Raw genomic sequence first — 13,513 nt, 5'->3', positions numbered from 1 at the left:
TCGAGGCCATGGCCCTTGGCGACTTGTGTCAATGAATGGCCGTGCCCCTCCCCAGGAGCGAGGTCCGTTCTTAAACAAGGTGAACTCCGTGGACCTATCGATGCGTTGGCTGGGCCTGGTGCTGTGCCTTCTGTGGCTGGGCTGGCGGCTCCAGGCCCTGTGGCAGTGGACTCAGCGGCAATGGCGCCTAGATCCGCTCAGCAGTGAATTCCAGCAGGAACTACGCCGCCGCGGCTTAGTGGGGGTTTTGCCCTGAAAACTAAGCGCTAGCTACAAGGCGCTGCCTAAGCAATTGAATGTGGTCGTCAATGAGGGTGCGAGCCTCTTCAAGGCTGGCTACTGAACCCATGGGCATGCCACTGCAGTGCTGAATGCGGTAGGCCTCTGCAGCTGGACAGCGGCTGATCAAGCGCACGCTGCAGCCGCGATGTCGCCACTCCGCAATAGCAGAAGAATCAGGCATGGCACGCTCTGCGACTTTTGCAATCAACCAAAGCTGGCCAGGGATGGCAAGGGGAAGTGTTGGTGCGACAACCAGCCTCAGGCTTTCTGGCTGAGCCGCCAAAGCTCGTTGACGGTTTTTCCTGATTCCACAGCCCGCAGACGCTTGACCAGCTCGAACATCTCGGTGCTTGCCAACTCGCCATTTTCTTGCCACTCCAGGCTGCGGGGCTCGAATAATTCCTGGCGAGGCGCTCTGTCCTCTGAACGATTCATAACTGCTACACGTTGATTGCAAGACCTTATGGAATTGATCAGGGGATCGAGACCGGTTCTGATCTTTATCAATGGAAGATTGTGTGAAGGAACACCCGCCCAGAGGCCGGTCACAGGCCTAAATAGGCCAACCCCGCTCGAGCTCCGTGGCCCTGGTACACCGCGATACCCCATATCCACATTGGGAGTTCGCCAGCGACTCCGGGGATCTGCTGCGGGTGGTGCCTGAGCGGGGAGGTCTGGTCACCGGCTGGCGCTGCAACGGCAAGGAGCTGATTTACCTCGATCTTGAACGCTTCCTCGACCCCGCCCAATCAGTGCGGGGCGGAATTCCCATCCTCTTCCCGATCTGCGGCGGCCTGCCGGACAACACCTTGCCCCTGCCCCAGGGGAACTTTCCCCTAGGTCAGCACGGCTTCGCCCGGCAGCTGCCATGGCAGTTGAGCGCTCTCGAGGATGGCCAAGGCATCGCCCTTGAGCTCAACGACAGCGAGACAACCTTGACGAGCTATCCATTTAGCTTTCTGCTGAGGCTTGAGCTGCGCCTAGTGCCAGGGGCCCTCGAGATCGACACCTCGGTGCAGAACCGCAGCCAGGAGCCGATGCCATTCAGCTTCGGCCTCCACCCCTACTTCAACCTCAGCAACCTCAAATCTCCCCGCTTTGAGGGGCTACCGGAGCGCTGCCTAAACCATCTATCGATGGCCGACGCCGACACGGCAGAACAAATGGCGCGATTGGACGACGGGATTGACCTGTTGGTCCGTCCCAGTGGTGACGTGCGTTTGCTGGATCCGGAAGCCGGCCTGGCCCTTGATTTGCAGCTAAGCGCCCCGTTCAACCTGGTGGTGCTCTGGACCGAACCGCCCCGTCCGATGGTGTGCCTGGAGCCCTGGACAGGACCTCGCCAGGCTCTGATCAGTGGCGATGGCAAGCTCGAAATTGGTCCCAGCGAAACCTGCCGGCTGCAGACCCGTTACGCCGTTAGCGCCTGCTAAGCCCCGTCAAGTTTGGCGGCCAAAACTGCGTCAGCTCTGGTTAGGCCATCCACCTTGTGGGTGTACACCTCAGCGCTTGCGTGACCCCAGCCAAGGCTGAATTCGGCATGGTGACCCTCCGCTTCGCAGATCGCTCCAGCCCGGTTGAGCCAATCGAGAGCCTGCTGAAAATCAGCAAAGCTCCAGGCCTTTTGCAAGTGGTGTCCATCCACAACAACCCAACCGGGCAACTGGGGCAACAATTCGGCCAGTTCAGCGGCATCAAGGAGCGGCGCCCCGTCGCGGCAGGGAAGACAGCTTTCTTGGAAGAGGGCCATGGGAAGGGCTGCTGGGAAGGTCTGTTGGGAATAGATAAATCATGGCCCTTGTGAAGCCCGGTTGGCGGGCCGAAGACTTCCTAGAATTGGCATTATCGGCTCAGTCCATGCCTTATCCCGACTATCCGATTCCGGCGGATGAATCCCTACGCCAAAGGGATTTAGAGCGCCTGGGGGTACTAAATCATCCTGGCGATCAGCACTTCGAGCGATTGGTTCGGCTCGCCTCGACTGTGCTGGAAACACCGATTGCGCTCATCTCACTAGTGGATGGCGACCGCCAGTGGTTCCTTGCCCACCACGGCATAGACAGCACCGAAACGCCGCGGAAGATGGCCTTTTGCGCCCACGCCATTGCCGGTGATGAAACCCTGGTGGTGCCAGATGCCCACCAAGACCCGCGTTTCTGCACCAATCCCCTGGTGACTCAGGACCCAAAGGTGCGCTTCTACGCAGGCACACCGCTGCAGAGTCGCGACGGCCACAACCTCGGCACCCTGTGCGTGATCGACCGATTGCCGCGCCACTTCAGCTCCAGCCAGGTGCGACTGCTCGAGGATCTGGCCCAGTTGGTGCTGCGGGAACTTGAACTGCGTCGACTCACCACGGTTCATCCAGTGAGCGCATTAGCAAACCGAGCAAACTTCCTGGAGCAAGCTGAGCCTGAGCTGCTGCGGGCCCGCCAGGGAGGCGAAAACCTGGCCGTGCTGGCCCTGCAGCTCGACCACTTCGACCAGATCAAGAACCGCTGGGGTCTGCAGGCCTCGGATCGGGCGGTAATGGACGTTGCCGCCCTACTGCGCTCCCAGCTATGCGAGCAGGACCTGGTGGGTCAAACCGGCGACCAGGAATTCGCCCTATTGATGGTGAATGTTGACCTCGCTACAGCCATGGAACGGGCCGATGCCATCCGCACTGGCATCAGCGAGCTGCGGGGGGCCTTTTCAACCAGCGGCCACCAGCTAACCGCCAGTGGCGGCCTGACCCTGCTTGCCCCAGCCGATCACCAGCCCCTCGATGCACTGCTTCGGGCCGAACGGGCCCTATTCCTGGCGCAGGGCAATGGCCAAAACCAGATCGCCGAAATACTGGCTGACCCCCTAGAAGCAGAAAGCGCCCTAGAGTAAATATATCCACGCCCTTCAGCGGCCAATTCTGAGCCCTGAAATCACCACATCAGACTTATTGCAAGTCTGGGTAAATGATGGGTCCTGGCTTATTTGGCATTTCTAAAACAGGTCAACGACCTGACCATTGCGATTTCACCGCATCACAGTGCGGTTAAGTCGGCTGCAGTCGTCTACTGCGAGGGAAACTTCGCGGGGCTCGATGGCAAAACCGCCCACGGCCTAGTGCGCTTCTGTGAGGCCTTTGAAATCAGGGCCATTATTGATAGCCAATCAGCTGGAATTGATGCAGGCCTGCTACTAGACGGCATCAGCAACGGCATACCCATCGTGGCTGATCTAGATGAGGCCCTTGCCTTGCCAGGGCCCCGCGCCAGCACCTTCATCTATGGCATGGCGCCTGCAGATGGCCTCTATGGCAAAGACGATCGCCGGGCTCTGCTGCTGGCCATGGCAGCTGGCCTAAATCTGGTCAGCGGCATGCGCGAATTCCTCAACGACGATAGTGAATTTGCCCAAGCGGCCAAGCGTCATCAAGTGTCAATCAGGGATGTGCGTCGTCCAGCCGCTTTGAAGGATCTGCGCCTGTTCAATGGTTCGATCGCCAAGGCACGCTGCATTCGAATCGCCGTGCTCGGCACCGATGGCGCCATCGGTAAGCGCACCACCGCCACGCTTCTGGTTCAAGCCCTAAACGCCAGCGGTATCCACGCCGCTTTGGTGAGCACCGGGCAAACCGGCTTGATTCAAGGGGGGCGCTATGGCATTCCCCTTGATGCCATTCCATCGCAGTTTTGCTCAGGGGAGGTGGAGGCCGCAGTGGTGGAGGCCTACTGCACGGAAAAACCTGCGGTGATCGTGATTGAAGGCCAAGGGGCCCTCAGCCATCCCGCCTATCTCTCTTCCAGCTTCATCCTGCGGGGCAGCCAGCCCCAGGCGGTGGTGCTGCAGCACGCGCCGGCACGCCGGCAGCTGAGCGACTTTCCGTTTATGCCGATGCCCACGCCTGCAAGCGAAATTCGCCTGATCGAATCCTTCGCGCCAACGCGGGTAATCGGCCTAACCCTCAATCACGAGGGCATGAATGACGCCGAGGTAAGTGCGGCCATTGCCCTTTATGCGGCCGAGCTCGCCATTCCTGTTACTGATGCGGTGAGCCGACCTGCCTCTGCTCTGGTGGCAATGGTGCTGCGGGCTTTCCCCGAGTTGTGTATATCAACTGACGGCCAGCTTTGAGCGCACCGCGGCTGGAGATTCATCTCGAGCACCTGCAGCACAACGCCACCACCATGGTGAATCGGCTTGCCCGCCAAGGAATCAAGGTGACCGGGGTGAGCAAGGCAACCCTGGGCCTGCCGGAAATTGTGCGCACCTGGGTGGCGGCAGGGGTGCATTCCATCGGTGAATCGCGAATCGAATCAATCGAATCGCTTAGCCACTGCGAGCTTGGCGTGCCCCTACTGCTGATTCGCTCGCCGATGCTCAGCCAGGTGGATCGGGTGGTGGCCCATGCGGCGATTAGCTGCAACAGCGAGGCGGTGGTGCTCAAGGCCTTGGCAGCTGCAGCGCATTGCCAGGGGGTGCGCCACGGAGTGCTGCTGATGGTGGAGTTAGGGGATCTGCGCGAGGGAATTCTCGCGGCAGACCTTGAGGCGATGGTGTTACTAACCCTGGCCCTGCCAAACCTGCTGCTAGTGGGCATCGGCACCAATCTGGGCTGTCAAAACGGCGTTGCCCCAGATGAAGCGAATATGGGCGAACTATCGCGTCTGATCGAAGCCCTGGAAAGGCGTTTTGGCATCAGGCTCGAGTGGTGTTCGGGAGGTAATTCAGCCAATCTTCCTTGGCTGACTGGTGGCGGCGATCCGGGGCGCATCAACCACCTGCGCCTCGGCGAGGCCCTCCTGCTGGGGCGAGAGCCCCTCAGCCGCACAGCCATACCAGGGCTGTACACAGATGCCATCACCCTGGTGGCAGAGGTGATCGAGTCCAAGCGCAAGCCAAGCCGTGCCTGGGGAAAGCGTCACTGCACCAGTTTTGCCAAAGGGCCAGTCGCTCCCCAAAAGCAACCAGAGCAACCCATGGCCATGCGAGCACTACTTGCCCTGGGCGAACAGGATGCCGATCCAGCCGGTCTTAGTGCCCCTGGGATCAGCATCGAGGGCGCCTCCAGCGACCACTTGGTGGTGAGCGGAGCGGCAGAGGCGTTGGCGCCGGGCGATGAACAGCGCTTCCAGGTCAGCTACAGCAGCCTGCTGCGGGCGATGACATCTCCATTTGTGAGCCGTTGTTTCATCGGCGGACCTGCCTAGGGTTCGCAATTGGTAATGGCCCCTTCATGCAGTCGCCCCTTCGCTCAGCTGGCAGTCCCGATGGTCCTGGAGCAACCCTCAGCCTGATTGCGGCCGTGTTGGTGGGCATCGCGATTCTGCTCAGCCAAACCGTGTTCATCGTGCCGGCCGGCAACGTGGCCGTTGTCACAACCCTGGGCAAGGTCACCGGTACCCCCCGCAGCCCCGGCGCCAACATCAAGGCCCCTCTGGTGCAGAACACTTCGCTGTTTGACGTGCGCACCCAGGTGCGACCGGAGCAGTTTTCGACTCTCACCAAGGATCTCCAGGTGATCCAGGCCACTGCCACGGTGAAATACGCCATGAAGCCCGCAGAAGCGGGGCGGATTTACGAGACGATCGCCACAGATGACCAGCAGATCTATCCGCGCGTAATCCAACCATCACTACTGAAGGCACTCAAATCAGTCTTTTCGCAATACGAGTTGGTGACTATCGCCACCGAATGGAACTCCATTTCGGAGCTGGTGCAGGAGAAGGTGGCCGAGGAACTGCGCAAATTTGATTATGTGAGCGTGCAGGGACTCGATCTCACCGGCCTGCAAATCGCCGAGGAATACCGCGCCGCTATCGAACAAAAACAAATTGCCGAGCAGCAGCTTTTGCGCGCCCAAACAGAGGTCTTGATCGCCGAGCAGGAAGCCAAGCGCTACGAAACGCTCAACTCAAGCCTCGATGACCAGGTGCTCTACAAGCTCTTCCTCGACAAGTGGGATGGCCAGACCTCCGTGGTGCCGGCCCTACCTGGTACGGCTGGGGGGAGCGGCAACTCGGTGATCGTCAACGGACGGCGCTGATGCAGGCTTAAATCAGCCTGTCTTGAGCAACTGCGCAGGCCAGCGATGCCTACTTTCCTAGTTACCGGCAGCAACAGCGGCATTGGCCTCGAGTACTGCAGACAACTACAGGCCCGCGGCGATCAGGTGATCGCCGTCTGCCGCACGCCGTCGCCGGAACTTGAGGCGCTGGGGGTGCGCCTTGAGGCGGGGATCGAGCTCACCGCCGAAGCAGATATTGATTCTCTGCTTCAACGGCTAGCTGGCCAGCCGCTTGACGGGGTGATCCTCAACGCCGGCATCCTTGAAACCAACCGCCTGGAGCATCTCGACAGCGACAGCCTCAGGCGCCAGTTTGAGGTGAATGCCATGGCGCCCCTGCTGCTCGTGGCCGCCCTGCTGCCGAATCTGCAGCCCGGTTCCAAGCTGGCGCTGATGACAAGCCGCATGGGCTCGATTGACGACAACAGTTCCGGCTCCTCCTACGGCTACCGGATGTCAAAGGTGGCGCTGAACATGGCGGGGCGATCCCTGGCGATCGACCTGCGCCCCCGCGGCATCGCCGTGGCACTGCTACACCCGGGGCTGGTGCGCACCCGCATGGTCAACTTCAACCCCCAGGGCATCAGCCCCGAGGAGGCGGTGCGGGGCCTGCTGGCCCGCATTGATGCTCTCAGCCTGGAAACCAGCGGAGGCTTCTGGCACGCCAACGGCGAGGTGCTGCCTTGGTAATACCGCTCAACCGCCCAAGCTGACGACGCCGCGCCGGTGAATCTCGCTGGCGTAGTCGGTCCAGACCCCCTGGCCCCAGTAGCGAAAGCAGCTCGTTTCCAGCAGCAGCAGGTGCAGCAGCGCCTGCTGGTAGGACTGGGTCTGGGTAACTGAGGGATCGGCCGCCACCAGGGGATCGAAGTGCTGGTGAAAGGCCGCGCTGAGGCTGGTCATCGGTTCCAGCACGTTGGCGTAGCCCTCCACCCAGCTGAGGTTGTTGGTCCAGGAGGCACCGGCCATCGAGAAGGAGGGATCACGGGCCTGGAGCTCGGCGATGGCCGCCTCAACATTTGCAGAGTTGGGTGTCTCGCCCAGCTGCTGCCAGAGCTTGTGTTGCTGCACCGCCTGAATCGGCGGATAGTCGCCGGCAGACACCCCGGCGGCCTCAAGCAACTCGAGATATTCGCTGCCATTAATAGCCACCGTGCCAGCACCACCGCCCTCGGCGGCGATGCGCTGGTGGGCCTGGATGAAGGCCTGGGGGAATTCGTTCATCATCACGCCACCGTTCTCGCCATCGGCGATCTGGGAGACGAGGGCCGGCACGGACTTGCCGCCAAGGGGTATGGGGCCACGCCCCAAGGCTTCGTAGTAGGGCTGCATCTGCCCCACCAGCTTGGTGTCGGAGCCTTGGGTTTTGATCAGCGCCGTGATCGAGGCCACCTCACCGCTGGAGCTGCGTGCCACCAATTGGTTGGGCACCAGTTTCTGCTCCTGGCTGAGGGCGGAACCATCGGGATTCTCAACGCTGTGCTCCTGCACCAGCAGCCAGCGGTAGCCGCACTCCCGCAGGGCCTTGATGAATTCGTAGAGCGTGTCTGGGTGGTTGGGTAGATGCATCTCCGGCGGCGAGAAACCCTTCACCCGCTGCAGGGCCTCATCACCAAACATGGCCGCAAAGTGATGCTGCCAGGCCAGGATCTGCAGCTTGAGATCCGGGATTGGCGTGGAGGGGGCCACGGCATGGCTCCAAAAGGTGCCGAGCCACTCCACATGGGGTTGAAGGGCAGGATCACAGGCCAGCCGCTGCAGCGCCTCGAGGATGTCGTGGCGACCCATCTGCTGGAATCCCCACAGCAAATTGCCGGAATAATCCAGCATGATCCGCGGATTGGCACCCTCCGCAATCAACTGGGGGATGATGTCGGCCAAACGCCGATAGCAATGGGCGAAGGCTTCAGCGTTGTGGTTGTCACCCTCGCCGGGATGCTCAACCATGTATTGGAGGTGGGAGATCAGCTCTCCATTGGCACCGGCTGGAATCGTGGGCTGGTGCATGTGCAGGGCACAGGCGAAGCCTGAACGAAGCTGCTCTAGCTTGAGATTGGTGGTGGGCAGAAATACAGGCTGCTGCTGCTGCACCAGGGCGAGGATTTCTGCTTCGCGGCCAGCGATCGGCGGCAGGGAGGGGTTGCTCACAGGTTTGAGATCGTCAAAGAGTGGCAATGCGCTGGCGAATCAGCGGCACTGATGAACTTGCAAGCTGCTGAGAAAGAATGGTTTGACCGCGCTCCCAAGCAGATCGGCGCGACAAAAGCTCCAAATCATCAAACCAAGCCGACTTAGTCATCTGGCCAACATGTAGGCGTATGTGATAGACATAATCGGAAATAAGTACGCCTGGAGCACTACTTGTAACCGCGATCATCATGCCTACATCTTCACCTTGTGGCAGGCCCATCCAGCCACCGACACGCTTGAGTAGGGCAGCCTGGACAAGCAGGGTTGTTGGCCCCAGGGGAATGCTGTCATGGGGGGATGGCCAGGCTCGCCAAACATCACCCGCTAGGCATGGCCCAGCGGCCACAATGGCAGGATCATTTTTGAGATCGTCAGTGCAATAACCGGCTGCCCACTGGGCCCCTGCCTGGCCATTGATTGCGGCCAGGCGCTTGTCGATGGAATGGGGGTAAAGCCAGTCGTCGTCGTCGGCACTGGTGATCCACTCCCCCCGAGCAACAAGCAGGCCAAGATTGCGCGCTGCCGCCTGACCAATCGGCCGGGCAGAAGCAATCACTGTGGCGTTGGCGGCAAGCTCGGCAGGCAGGGCTTCGAGGTCGTTGCCATCAACGACAATCACATGTTCAATACTGCAATTATTTTCGTTCAGGCTACGATTAAGCTTGCTCAGCATAGGCAATCGATCAGGCAAAAGCCTGGTCGGAGTAATGACGCTAACGGTCGTCAAATTAGTTGAATTATTGCGAGCTCATCCATCCTAGTCGACCCTGGAGACCCCAAGCCCTTTGCTCCATGATCAAATAGGCAAAATCCGAATGATTTGACCACGAAAACTGATCAAATCAAACTTTCTAAAACTTGAGCGCAAAGGCGCCCAGCACGGATGTCGCCCTGACCTTTGCGCACCTCCAGGCCTGCGGCATCCTGGGTTGAGCCCTTGATCTACCCGCGGTGGACACTGCCCAGCTGCGCGCCTTGTTCAACAAGCCCTACGGCGCCCCCGGCCCGAGCGAGGCGCAATGGCGGCAGCTTTACGCCGAGGACGTGCACTTCAGCGATCCCACCCAGGAAAGAGAAGGCATTTCGGCCTACATCAAAGCCCAGGAGGGCCTGCTGAAACGCTGTGACGACACCTACCTCACCCCTGGCGCGATTGCGATCGAAGCCAATTCGGCCTTCGTGGAGTGGGAGATGGGTCTGAAGATCAAGGGCATTGAGTTTGTGTATCCAGGCACCTCCCGGCTGCTTTTCAACAGCGAGGGCAAAATCTGCGACCACCGCGACTACTTCGACTTCGTGGGCCCCACCTTCGGACCGGTGCCTGTGCTCGGCGGCTTTGTGCGCTGGCTTTACAAGCGCTTTGTGGGCTGAGGTAGCTGCAGGAGCCGTGATGCGCCCTTTCTCCACACTCGCTCTGCTCGCCCTGGCTACGGGGCTGTTCGGCTGCGCCGCCAACAAGCAACCCAAGCCAGGATCGGCCGCAGTTACCGGTCCCATCCGGATCGAGCTCGACCCAAAGGATCCCTCCAGGAGCTTCGGGGTGCTGCCACGGGGCGAGGACCGCACCATTTTTAAGGTGGGTTTCGGCCGTAACGGCATCACCTGCGCCGGCAGCCGCTTCGAGGAGGGCTACACACCCCTGGGCCGCTTCCGGGTGAATGCCATCCTCAGCGGCAACACCTTCGTGATGGATCCAGGCCTGATCGCCAAGTCGGGCAAGAGCGAGGCCGAGCTGCGCAAAACGCTTTTTGGCAACATGAACGCCATCGACTTCGACGGCGATGGCGAAATCGGCGAATACGGCAGCGGCTACGTAAGCCTGGAGCCGGTGGACAGCGTCAAGCAGCCCTTCGCTTTCAACACCTACGACGGCAAGTTTCGCTGGTACAGCTTCGCCATTCACGGCAGCAACAACGACAAACGCATCGGCCAGAAGGTGACCGGCGGCTGCGTGAACGTGGCCGAACCAGATTTGAAGCTCCTGCTCTCAGCCGTGAAGCTCGGCGATGAGGTGGTGATCAACGCCGCTGGCGGCAAGTGTGTTCAAGACGAACAGCTGTAGTGCGACACCCCACCAGCGTTGAAGAACTCCCTGGGCTTGAGGCGGTCGTAGGTCGCCGCCAGCTCTGCTGAGGGCGCTTCATAGGGATTGCTGAACACCGCTTGCAGCTCCTGAATCAAGGCGGTGTCGCCCTGCTCCGCCTGTTGATAGGCCGGTGCAATCAGCCACTCGCGCCAGGTGATGGCGGGGTTGCAGCGTTTCATGGCTGCGGAGGTCTCGAGCAGGTCGCCAATCTGGGCACGCCAACGCTCCAGCCAGCCGCTCCATGCCGCGTCGAGGGCTTCCGAACTCGGCTCATAGAAGCTCTGCTTGAGGGCTGAGAGGTGCTCGGGGGTGGTGGCAGGAATCTCCGACAACCTTCGGAAGAAGATCGTGTAATCCGCCTGGGACCGCAGCATCAGCTCCAACAGCTCGTTCACCAAGGCGGCATCAGGGGCAGCCAGGCCCAGCTTGCGGGCCCACATCGCCTCGAGCTCCTGGTTCATCGCACCGGCAAAGCCGTCACGGATGGAATCCAGCTGGGCCAGGGCATCGCTGTTGTCAGCAAGCAGGGGCCGCAGGGCCGACCAGAACATCTGGTAGTTGGCTCCGGCGGCCAAAGGTTGGTTGAAGAAGCTGAAGTGCTCGCCGCCACCGGTCCAGGGCTGGAAGCCGGGATCGAACCGTTCGCAGAAACCGAACGGGCCGTAGTCGAGGGTGTAGCCACCGGCAGCGCAGTTGTCGCTGTTGAAATTGCCCTGGCAAAACCCCACCCGCATCCAGTGGGCCACCAAGGCAATCAGCCGCGTGCGAAACAGGCCGGCCAGCTCCAGCACCTGGTCGCTGAAGGGCAGGCTCGGATCGATCTCCGGCCGGTAGTTGCGCTCAATCAGGTGGGCCACGATCAGGCGCAGCTCGTTTAGCGCCTCCGGATGGGCCTGGCGGCGTACGCGGCGGGCAAACAGCTCCAGCTGCCCCACCCGCAAAAACGAAGGCGCCACCCGGGTTGTGATCGCCGCTGGGTTGTCGACCAGCACGTCGGGATCAAAGGAGGTGGACCCCGGCGCATACCAAGGCCGGCGCACGGTTTCGGCGCCGGATCCATAGAGGGTCAAGGAGCGGGAGGTGGGAACGCCCAGGGCGTGCATGAACTCCTGGGCCAGAAATTCGCGCACGCTGGAGCGCAGCACGGCCCGACCATCGGCGCCGCGGCAGTAGGGCGTAGGTCCGCCGCCCTTGAGCTGCAGCTCCCAGCGCTGGCCGTTGAACACGCCTTCAAAAACGGAAATGGCCCGGCCATCGCCGTAGCCATTGCCGGTGCCAAAAGGACACTGCTGGATGTATTCAGCGCCGTAGATCGAGAGGGCATAGCCGGTGGCCCAGCCGTAGGGGCGCATGGGCTGCCGCGCCACGCTGATGTCGCCGGAAAACAGCCGCAGGAAGGCCTCGTCGTGGGCCAGGGAATCGCTAAGGCCCAGCTCCTGGAACAGGCTGTGGCTGTGCGCCAGATAGGCGGGCACTGGCAGGGGCGTGGGTGTGACCGGCACGTAATGGCCCGAGAACACCTGGCGGGGGCGGTGATCGTGGCCATCCAGGGTGGCCTGGGGATCTGCCTGCAGCGACTCCAGCAGCGAATAATCAGCCCGTTGCGCGAACTCAGCGAAGGATGTGATCGAAGTGGTGCTCACGGGGCTCGCGGGTTCTGGCCGGCAGGGATCAGTGGAGGCTAGGGATGGAGGCCTCAGCTTGAGCGATTGGGCCGATCGAGCAGGTCCTGATCGAGGGCGCGTCAACTGGCGTCCTATGGCTCAGACGACAAACCCAAGGATTTGCCCAACAACCGCCAACACCTCCTCCAGCTGGGAGTCCTGCAGTCGCCCAATCGGATGGGGACGAGCGCCCCTGGCGCGCCAGTCGAAGGATTTGAGTTGCTGGCACAGCACATAGCTGTGGGAATCGGGCCGATCGGGGATGGGGCCCAGGTCCACAGCAAGGGTGGAACCACGGTTGTAGGGCGCTGAAGTCATGGCGCAGCCCACCACTAAGCCCACCTTGGTGTGGAAGGAAGCTGTGGACAAGACGGCAAAGGGATGGTGATCCTTCATCTCCCGACCAGCCTGGGGGTTGTGGTCGATCCAGATCACGTCGCCGCGATCGGGCACCCAGCCCTGAACCACTTGGCGGGGACTCACTCGGTGACCTCAGCACCGAGCGGATGGAAGGCCATTGCTTCGGTGGGTTCGCCAGCCATGGGCTCGTACGCTGCTAGCCGCTCTGCCAGAGACAGGCGTCGCTGCACGGGCCTGATCATCACGCCTCCCTCCACAACGGAGAGTTCCACGGCCTGATCCTCCTGCAGCTGAGCATCCCGGGCGATGGATGCGGGCAAGCGGATACCGAGGCTGTTGCCCCAGCGGCGCAGGGCCTGCCGGGAAGGGGTGGCGGCCATGAGAATCAGACGTATAAACAAAAGGATAAACGCCCCAGGCCGATGGGGCGGCACAGCAGCGACATCTACCCGGTGAGCGAGGGGCACAGCCTGGCGATCCCGGGTCGTCATAAGGCCGACGGGAAGGCTTGCTCTACGCAAGGGGGGGGCTGAAATCAGGCGAGACGCCGGGGCATTCGGTATTTCATGCGCATTGGCTTCTAATCCCCCGGCGAACAGGTGATGACAAATCCCCCCGTGGAGGCGTTCGGTGGGTTATCAAAGGCAATCAGCCCTACTGAGCCGTGGCCACCAAGACGCCAACGCGCAAGAAGCTCGATCGGACTGCGGTCTTAACAAGGATCGAAGAGATACTCTCGGCTGGGGCTCCGGATGCCGAAAGCCTGTTGGCGTTTGCAGAGTTAATTAACGGAAAGCCTTTCCCAGAACCAGTTATCACGCTGACCGAGCTCAAAGCATCAGTCTGCAAGGTATTTGGTAGCAAGAACGCTGCTGAGCTGCGCAA

General features: G+C 61.2%; 18 protein-coding genes. 10 read left to right on the top strand and 8 right to left on the bottom strand.

Going from position 1 to position 13,513, the window contains the following annotated elements; all coding sequences use genetic code 11:
• Positions 1-31: 31 nt before the first annotated feature.
• The gene (locus KBY74_RS04165) at positions 32-256 is read left to right on the top strand and encodes a hypothetical protein (RefSeq protein ID WP_254941627.1); all 225 of its coding nucleotides are present in this window, start codon (positions 32-34) and stop codon (positions 254-256) included.
• A gap of 3 nt (positions 257-259) precedes the next feature.
• Here the strand turns inward: KBY74_RS04165 and KBY74_RS04160 are convergent, their stop codons facing one another.
• The gene (locus KBY74_RS04160) at positions 260-463 is read right to left on the bottom strand and encodes a hypothetical protein (protein ID WP_254941626.1); all 204 of its coding nucleotides are present in this window, start codon (positions 461-463) and stop codon (positions 260-262) included.
• Between the two features lie 77 nt (positions 464-540).
• Positions 541-717: a hypothetical protein gene (locus tag KBY74_RS04155; protein WP_206603458.1), complete on the bottom strand. Its 177-nt coding sequence runs from the start codon at positions 715-717 to the stop codon at positions 541-543.
• Positions 718-863: 146 nt separating this feature from the next.
• On the opposite strand from KBY74_RS04155, the gene KBY74_RS04150 reads away from it, so the two are divergent.
• A complete protein-coding gene (locus KBY74_RS04150) occupies positions 864-1,715 on the top strand; it encodes a galactose mutarotase (RefSeq protein ID WP_254941625.1) in 852 nt (283 codons plus the stop codon).
• On the opposite strand, the gene KBY74_RS04145 is transcribed toward KBY74_RS04150, so the two are convergent.
• Complete coding sequence (locus tag KBY74_RS04145) at positions 1,712-2,032, bottom strand: 4a-hydroxytetrahydrobiopterin dehydratase (RefSeq protein ID WP_254941624.1); 321 nt, start codon at positions 2,030-2,032, stop codon at positions 1,712-1,714. The genes KBY74_RS04150 and KBY74_RS04145 overlap by 4 nt on opposite strands.
• Before the next feature lie 107 nt (positions 2,033-2,139).
• Here KBY74_RS04145 and KBY74_RS04140 point away from each other — a divergent pair, with 107 nt between their 5' ends.
• From KBY74_RS04140 to KBY74_RS04120, 5 genes are all read left to right on the top strand, one after another.
• A complete protein-coding gene (locus tag KBY74_RS04140) occupies positions 2,140-3,159 on the top strand; it encodes a GGDEF domain-containing protein (RefSeq protein WP_254941623.1) in 1,020 nt (339 codons plus the stop codon).
• Positions 3,160-3,252: 93 nt separating this feature from the next.
• Positions 3,253-4,395 (top strand): DUF1611 domain-containing protein, encoded by a 1,143-nt coding sequence (locus KBY74_RS04135; protein ID WP_254941622.1) that lies wholly within the window; start codon positions 3,253-3,255, stop codon positions 4,393-4,395.
• Entirely contained in the window at positions 4,392-5,471 is a 1,080-nt protein-coding gene (locus tag KBY74_RS04130) for an alanine/ornithine racemase family PLP-dependent enzyme (protein WP_254941621.1), read from the top strand. The genes KBY74_RS04135 and KBY74_RS04130 overlap by 4 nt, the downstream gene beginning before the upstream one ends.
• A gap of 26 nt (positions 5,472-5,497) precedes the next feature.
• Entirely contained in the window at positions 5,498-6,307 is an 810-nt protein-coding gene (locus KBY74_RS04125; RefSeq protein WP_106501758.1) for a prohibitin family protein, read from the top strand.
• A 45-nt stretch (positions 6,308-6,352) separates the two neighbouring features.
• Positions 6,353-7,018, top strand: coding sequence for an SDR family oxidoreductase (locus KBY74_RS04120; protein ID WP_254941620.1), 666 nt, complete (start codon positions 6,353-6,355; stop codon positions 7,016-7,018).
• Between the two features lie 6 nt (positions 7,019-7,024).
• On the opposite strand, the gene KBY74_RS04115 is transcribed toward KBY74_RS04120, so the two are convergent.
• A complete protein-coding gene (locus KBY74_RS04115; RefSeq protein ID WP_254941641.1) occupies positions 7,025-8,476 on the bottom strand; it encodes a glycosyl hydrolase family 57 in 1,452 nt (483 codons plus the stop codon).
• 13 nt (positions 8,477-8,489) lie between these two features.
• Positions 8,490-9,245, bottom strand: a complete 756-nt coding sequence (locus KBY74_RS04110; RefSeq protein ID WP_153062442.1) for a glycosyltransferase — start codon at positions 9,243-9,245, stop codon at positions 8,490-8,492.
• Between the two features lie 224 nt (positions 9,246-9,469).
• Here KBY74_RS04110 and KBY74_RS04105 point away from each other — a divergent pair, with 224 nt between their 5' ends.
• Both KBY74_RS04105 and KBY74_RS04100 read left to right on the top strand, forming a co-directional pair.
• The gene (locus KBY74_RS04105) at positions 9,470-9,889 is read left to right on the top strand and encodes a nuclear transport factor 2 family protein (RefSeq protein WP_254941619.1); all 420 of its coding nucleotides are present in this window, start codon (positions 9,470-9,472) and stop codon (positions 9,887-9,889) included.
• Positions 9,890-9,908: 19 nt separating this feature from the next.
• A complete protein-coding gene (locus KBY74_RS04100; protein WP_254941618.1) occupies positions 9,909-10,580 on the top strand; it encodes a L,D-transpeptidase in 672 nt (223 codons plus the stop codon).
• Here KBY74_RS04100 and KBY74_RS04095 read toward each other — a convergent pair.
• The 3 genes from KBY74_RS04095 to KBY74_RS04085 all read right to left on the bottom strand — a co-directional run bounded on the left by KBY74_RS04095 (position 10,562) and on the right by KBY74_RS04085 (position 13,008).
• Positions 10,562-12,247 (bottom strand): protein adenylyltransferase SelO family protein, encoded by a 1,686-nt coding sequence (locus KBY74_RS04095; RefSeq protein WP_254941617.1) that lies wholly within the window; start codon positions 12,245-12,247, stop codon positions 10,562-10,564. The two genes, KBY74_RS04100 and KBY74_RS04095, sit on opposite strands and share 19 nt — an antisense overlap.
• Positions 12,248-12,367: 120 nt before the next feature.
• The gene (locus tag KBY74_RS04090; protein WP_254941616.1) at positions 12,368-12,751 is read right to left on the bottom strand and encodes a type II toxin-antitoxin system PemK/MazF family toxin; all 384 of its coding nucleotides are present in this window, start codon (positions 12,749-12,751) and stop codon (positions 12,368-12,370) included.
• Positions 12,748-13,008, bottom strand: a complete 261-nt coding sequence (locus KBY74_RS04085) for an AbrB/MazE/SpoVT family DNA-binding domain-containing protein (protein ID WP_254941615.1) — start codon at positions 13,006-13,008, stop codon at positions 12,748-12,750. Before KBY74_RS04085 ends, KBY74_RS04090 begins: the two co-directional genes overlap by 4 nt.
• A gap of 284 nt (positions 13,009-13,292) precedes the next feature.
• On the opposite strand from KBY74_RS04085, the gene KBY74_RS04080 reads away from it, so the two are divergent.
• Positions 13,293-13,513, top strand: a 221-nt coding sequence (locus KBY74_RS04080) for a hypothetical protein (protein WP_396123079.1), incomplete at its 3' end; no start/stop codon positions are given.

It is taken from the genome of Cyanobium sp. A1C-AMD (assembly GCF_024346495.1).
GTDB classification, from domain to species: Bacteria; Cyanobacteriota; Cyanobacteriia; order PCC-6307; family Cyanobiaceae; genus Cyanobium_A; species Cyanobium_A usitatum.
The sequence above is the reverse complement of the archived record's forward strand: the minus strand, read 5'-3'. Positions and strand labels throughout refer to the sequence as shown.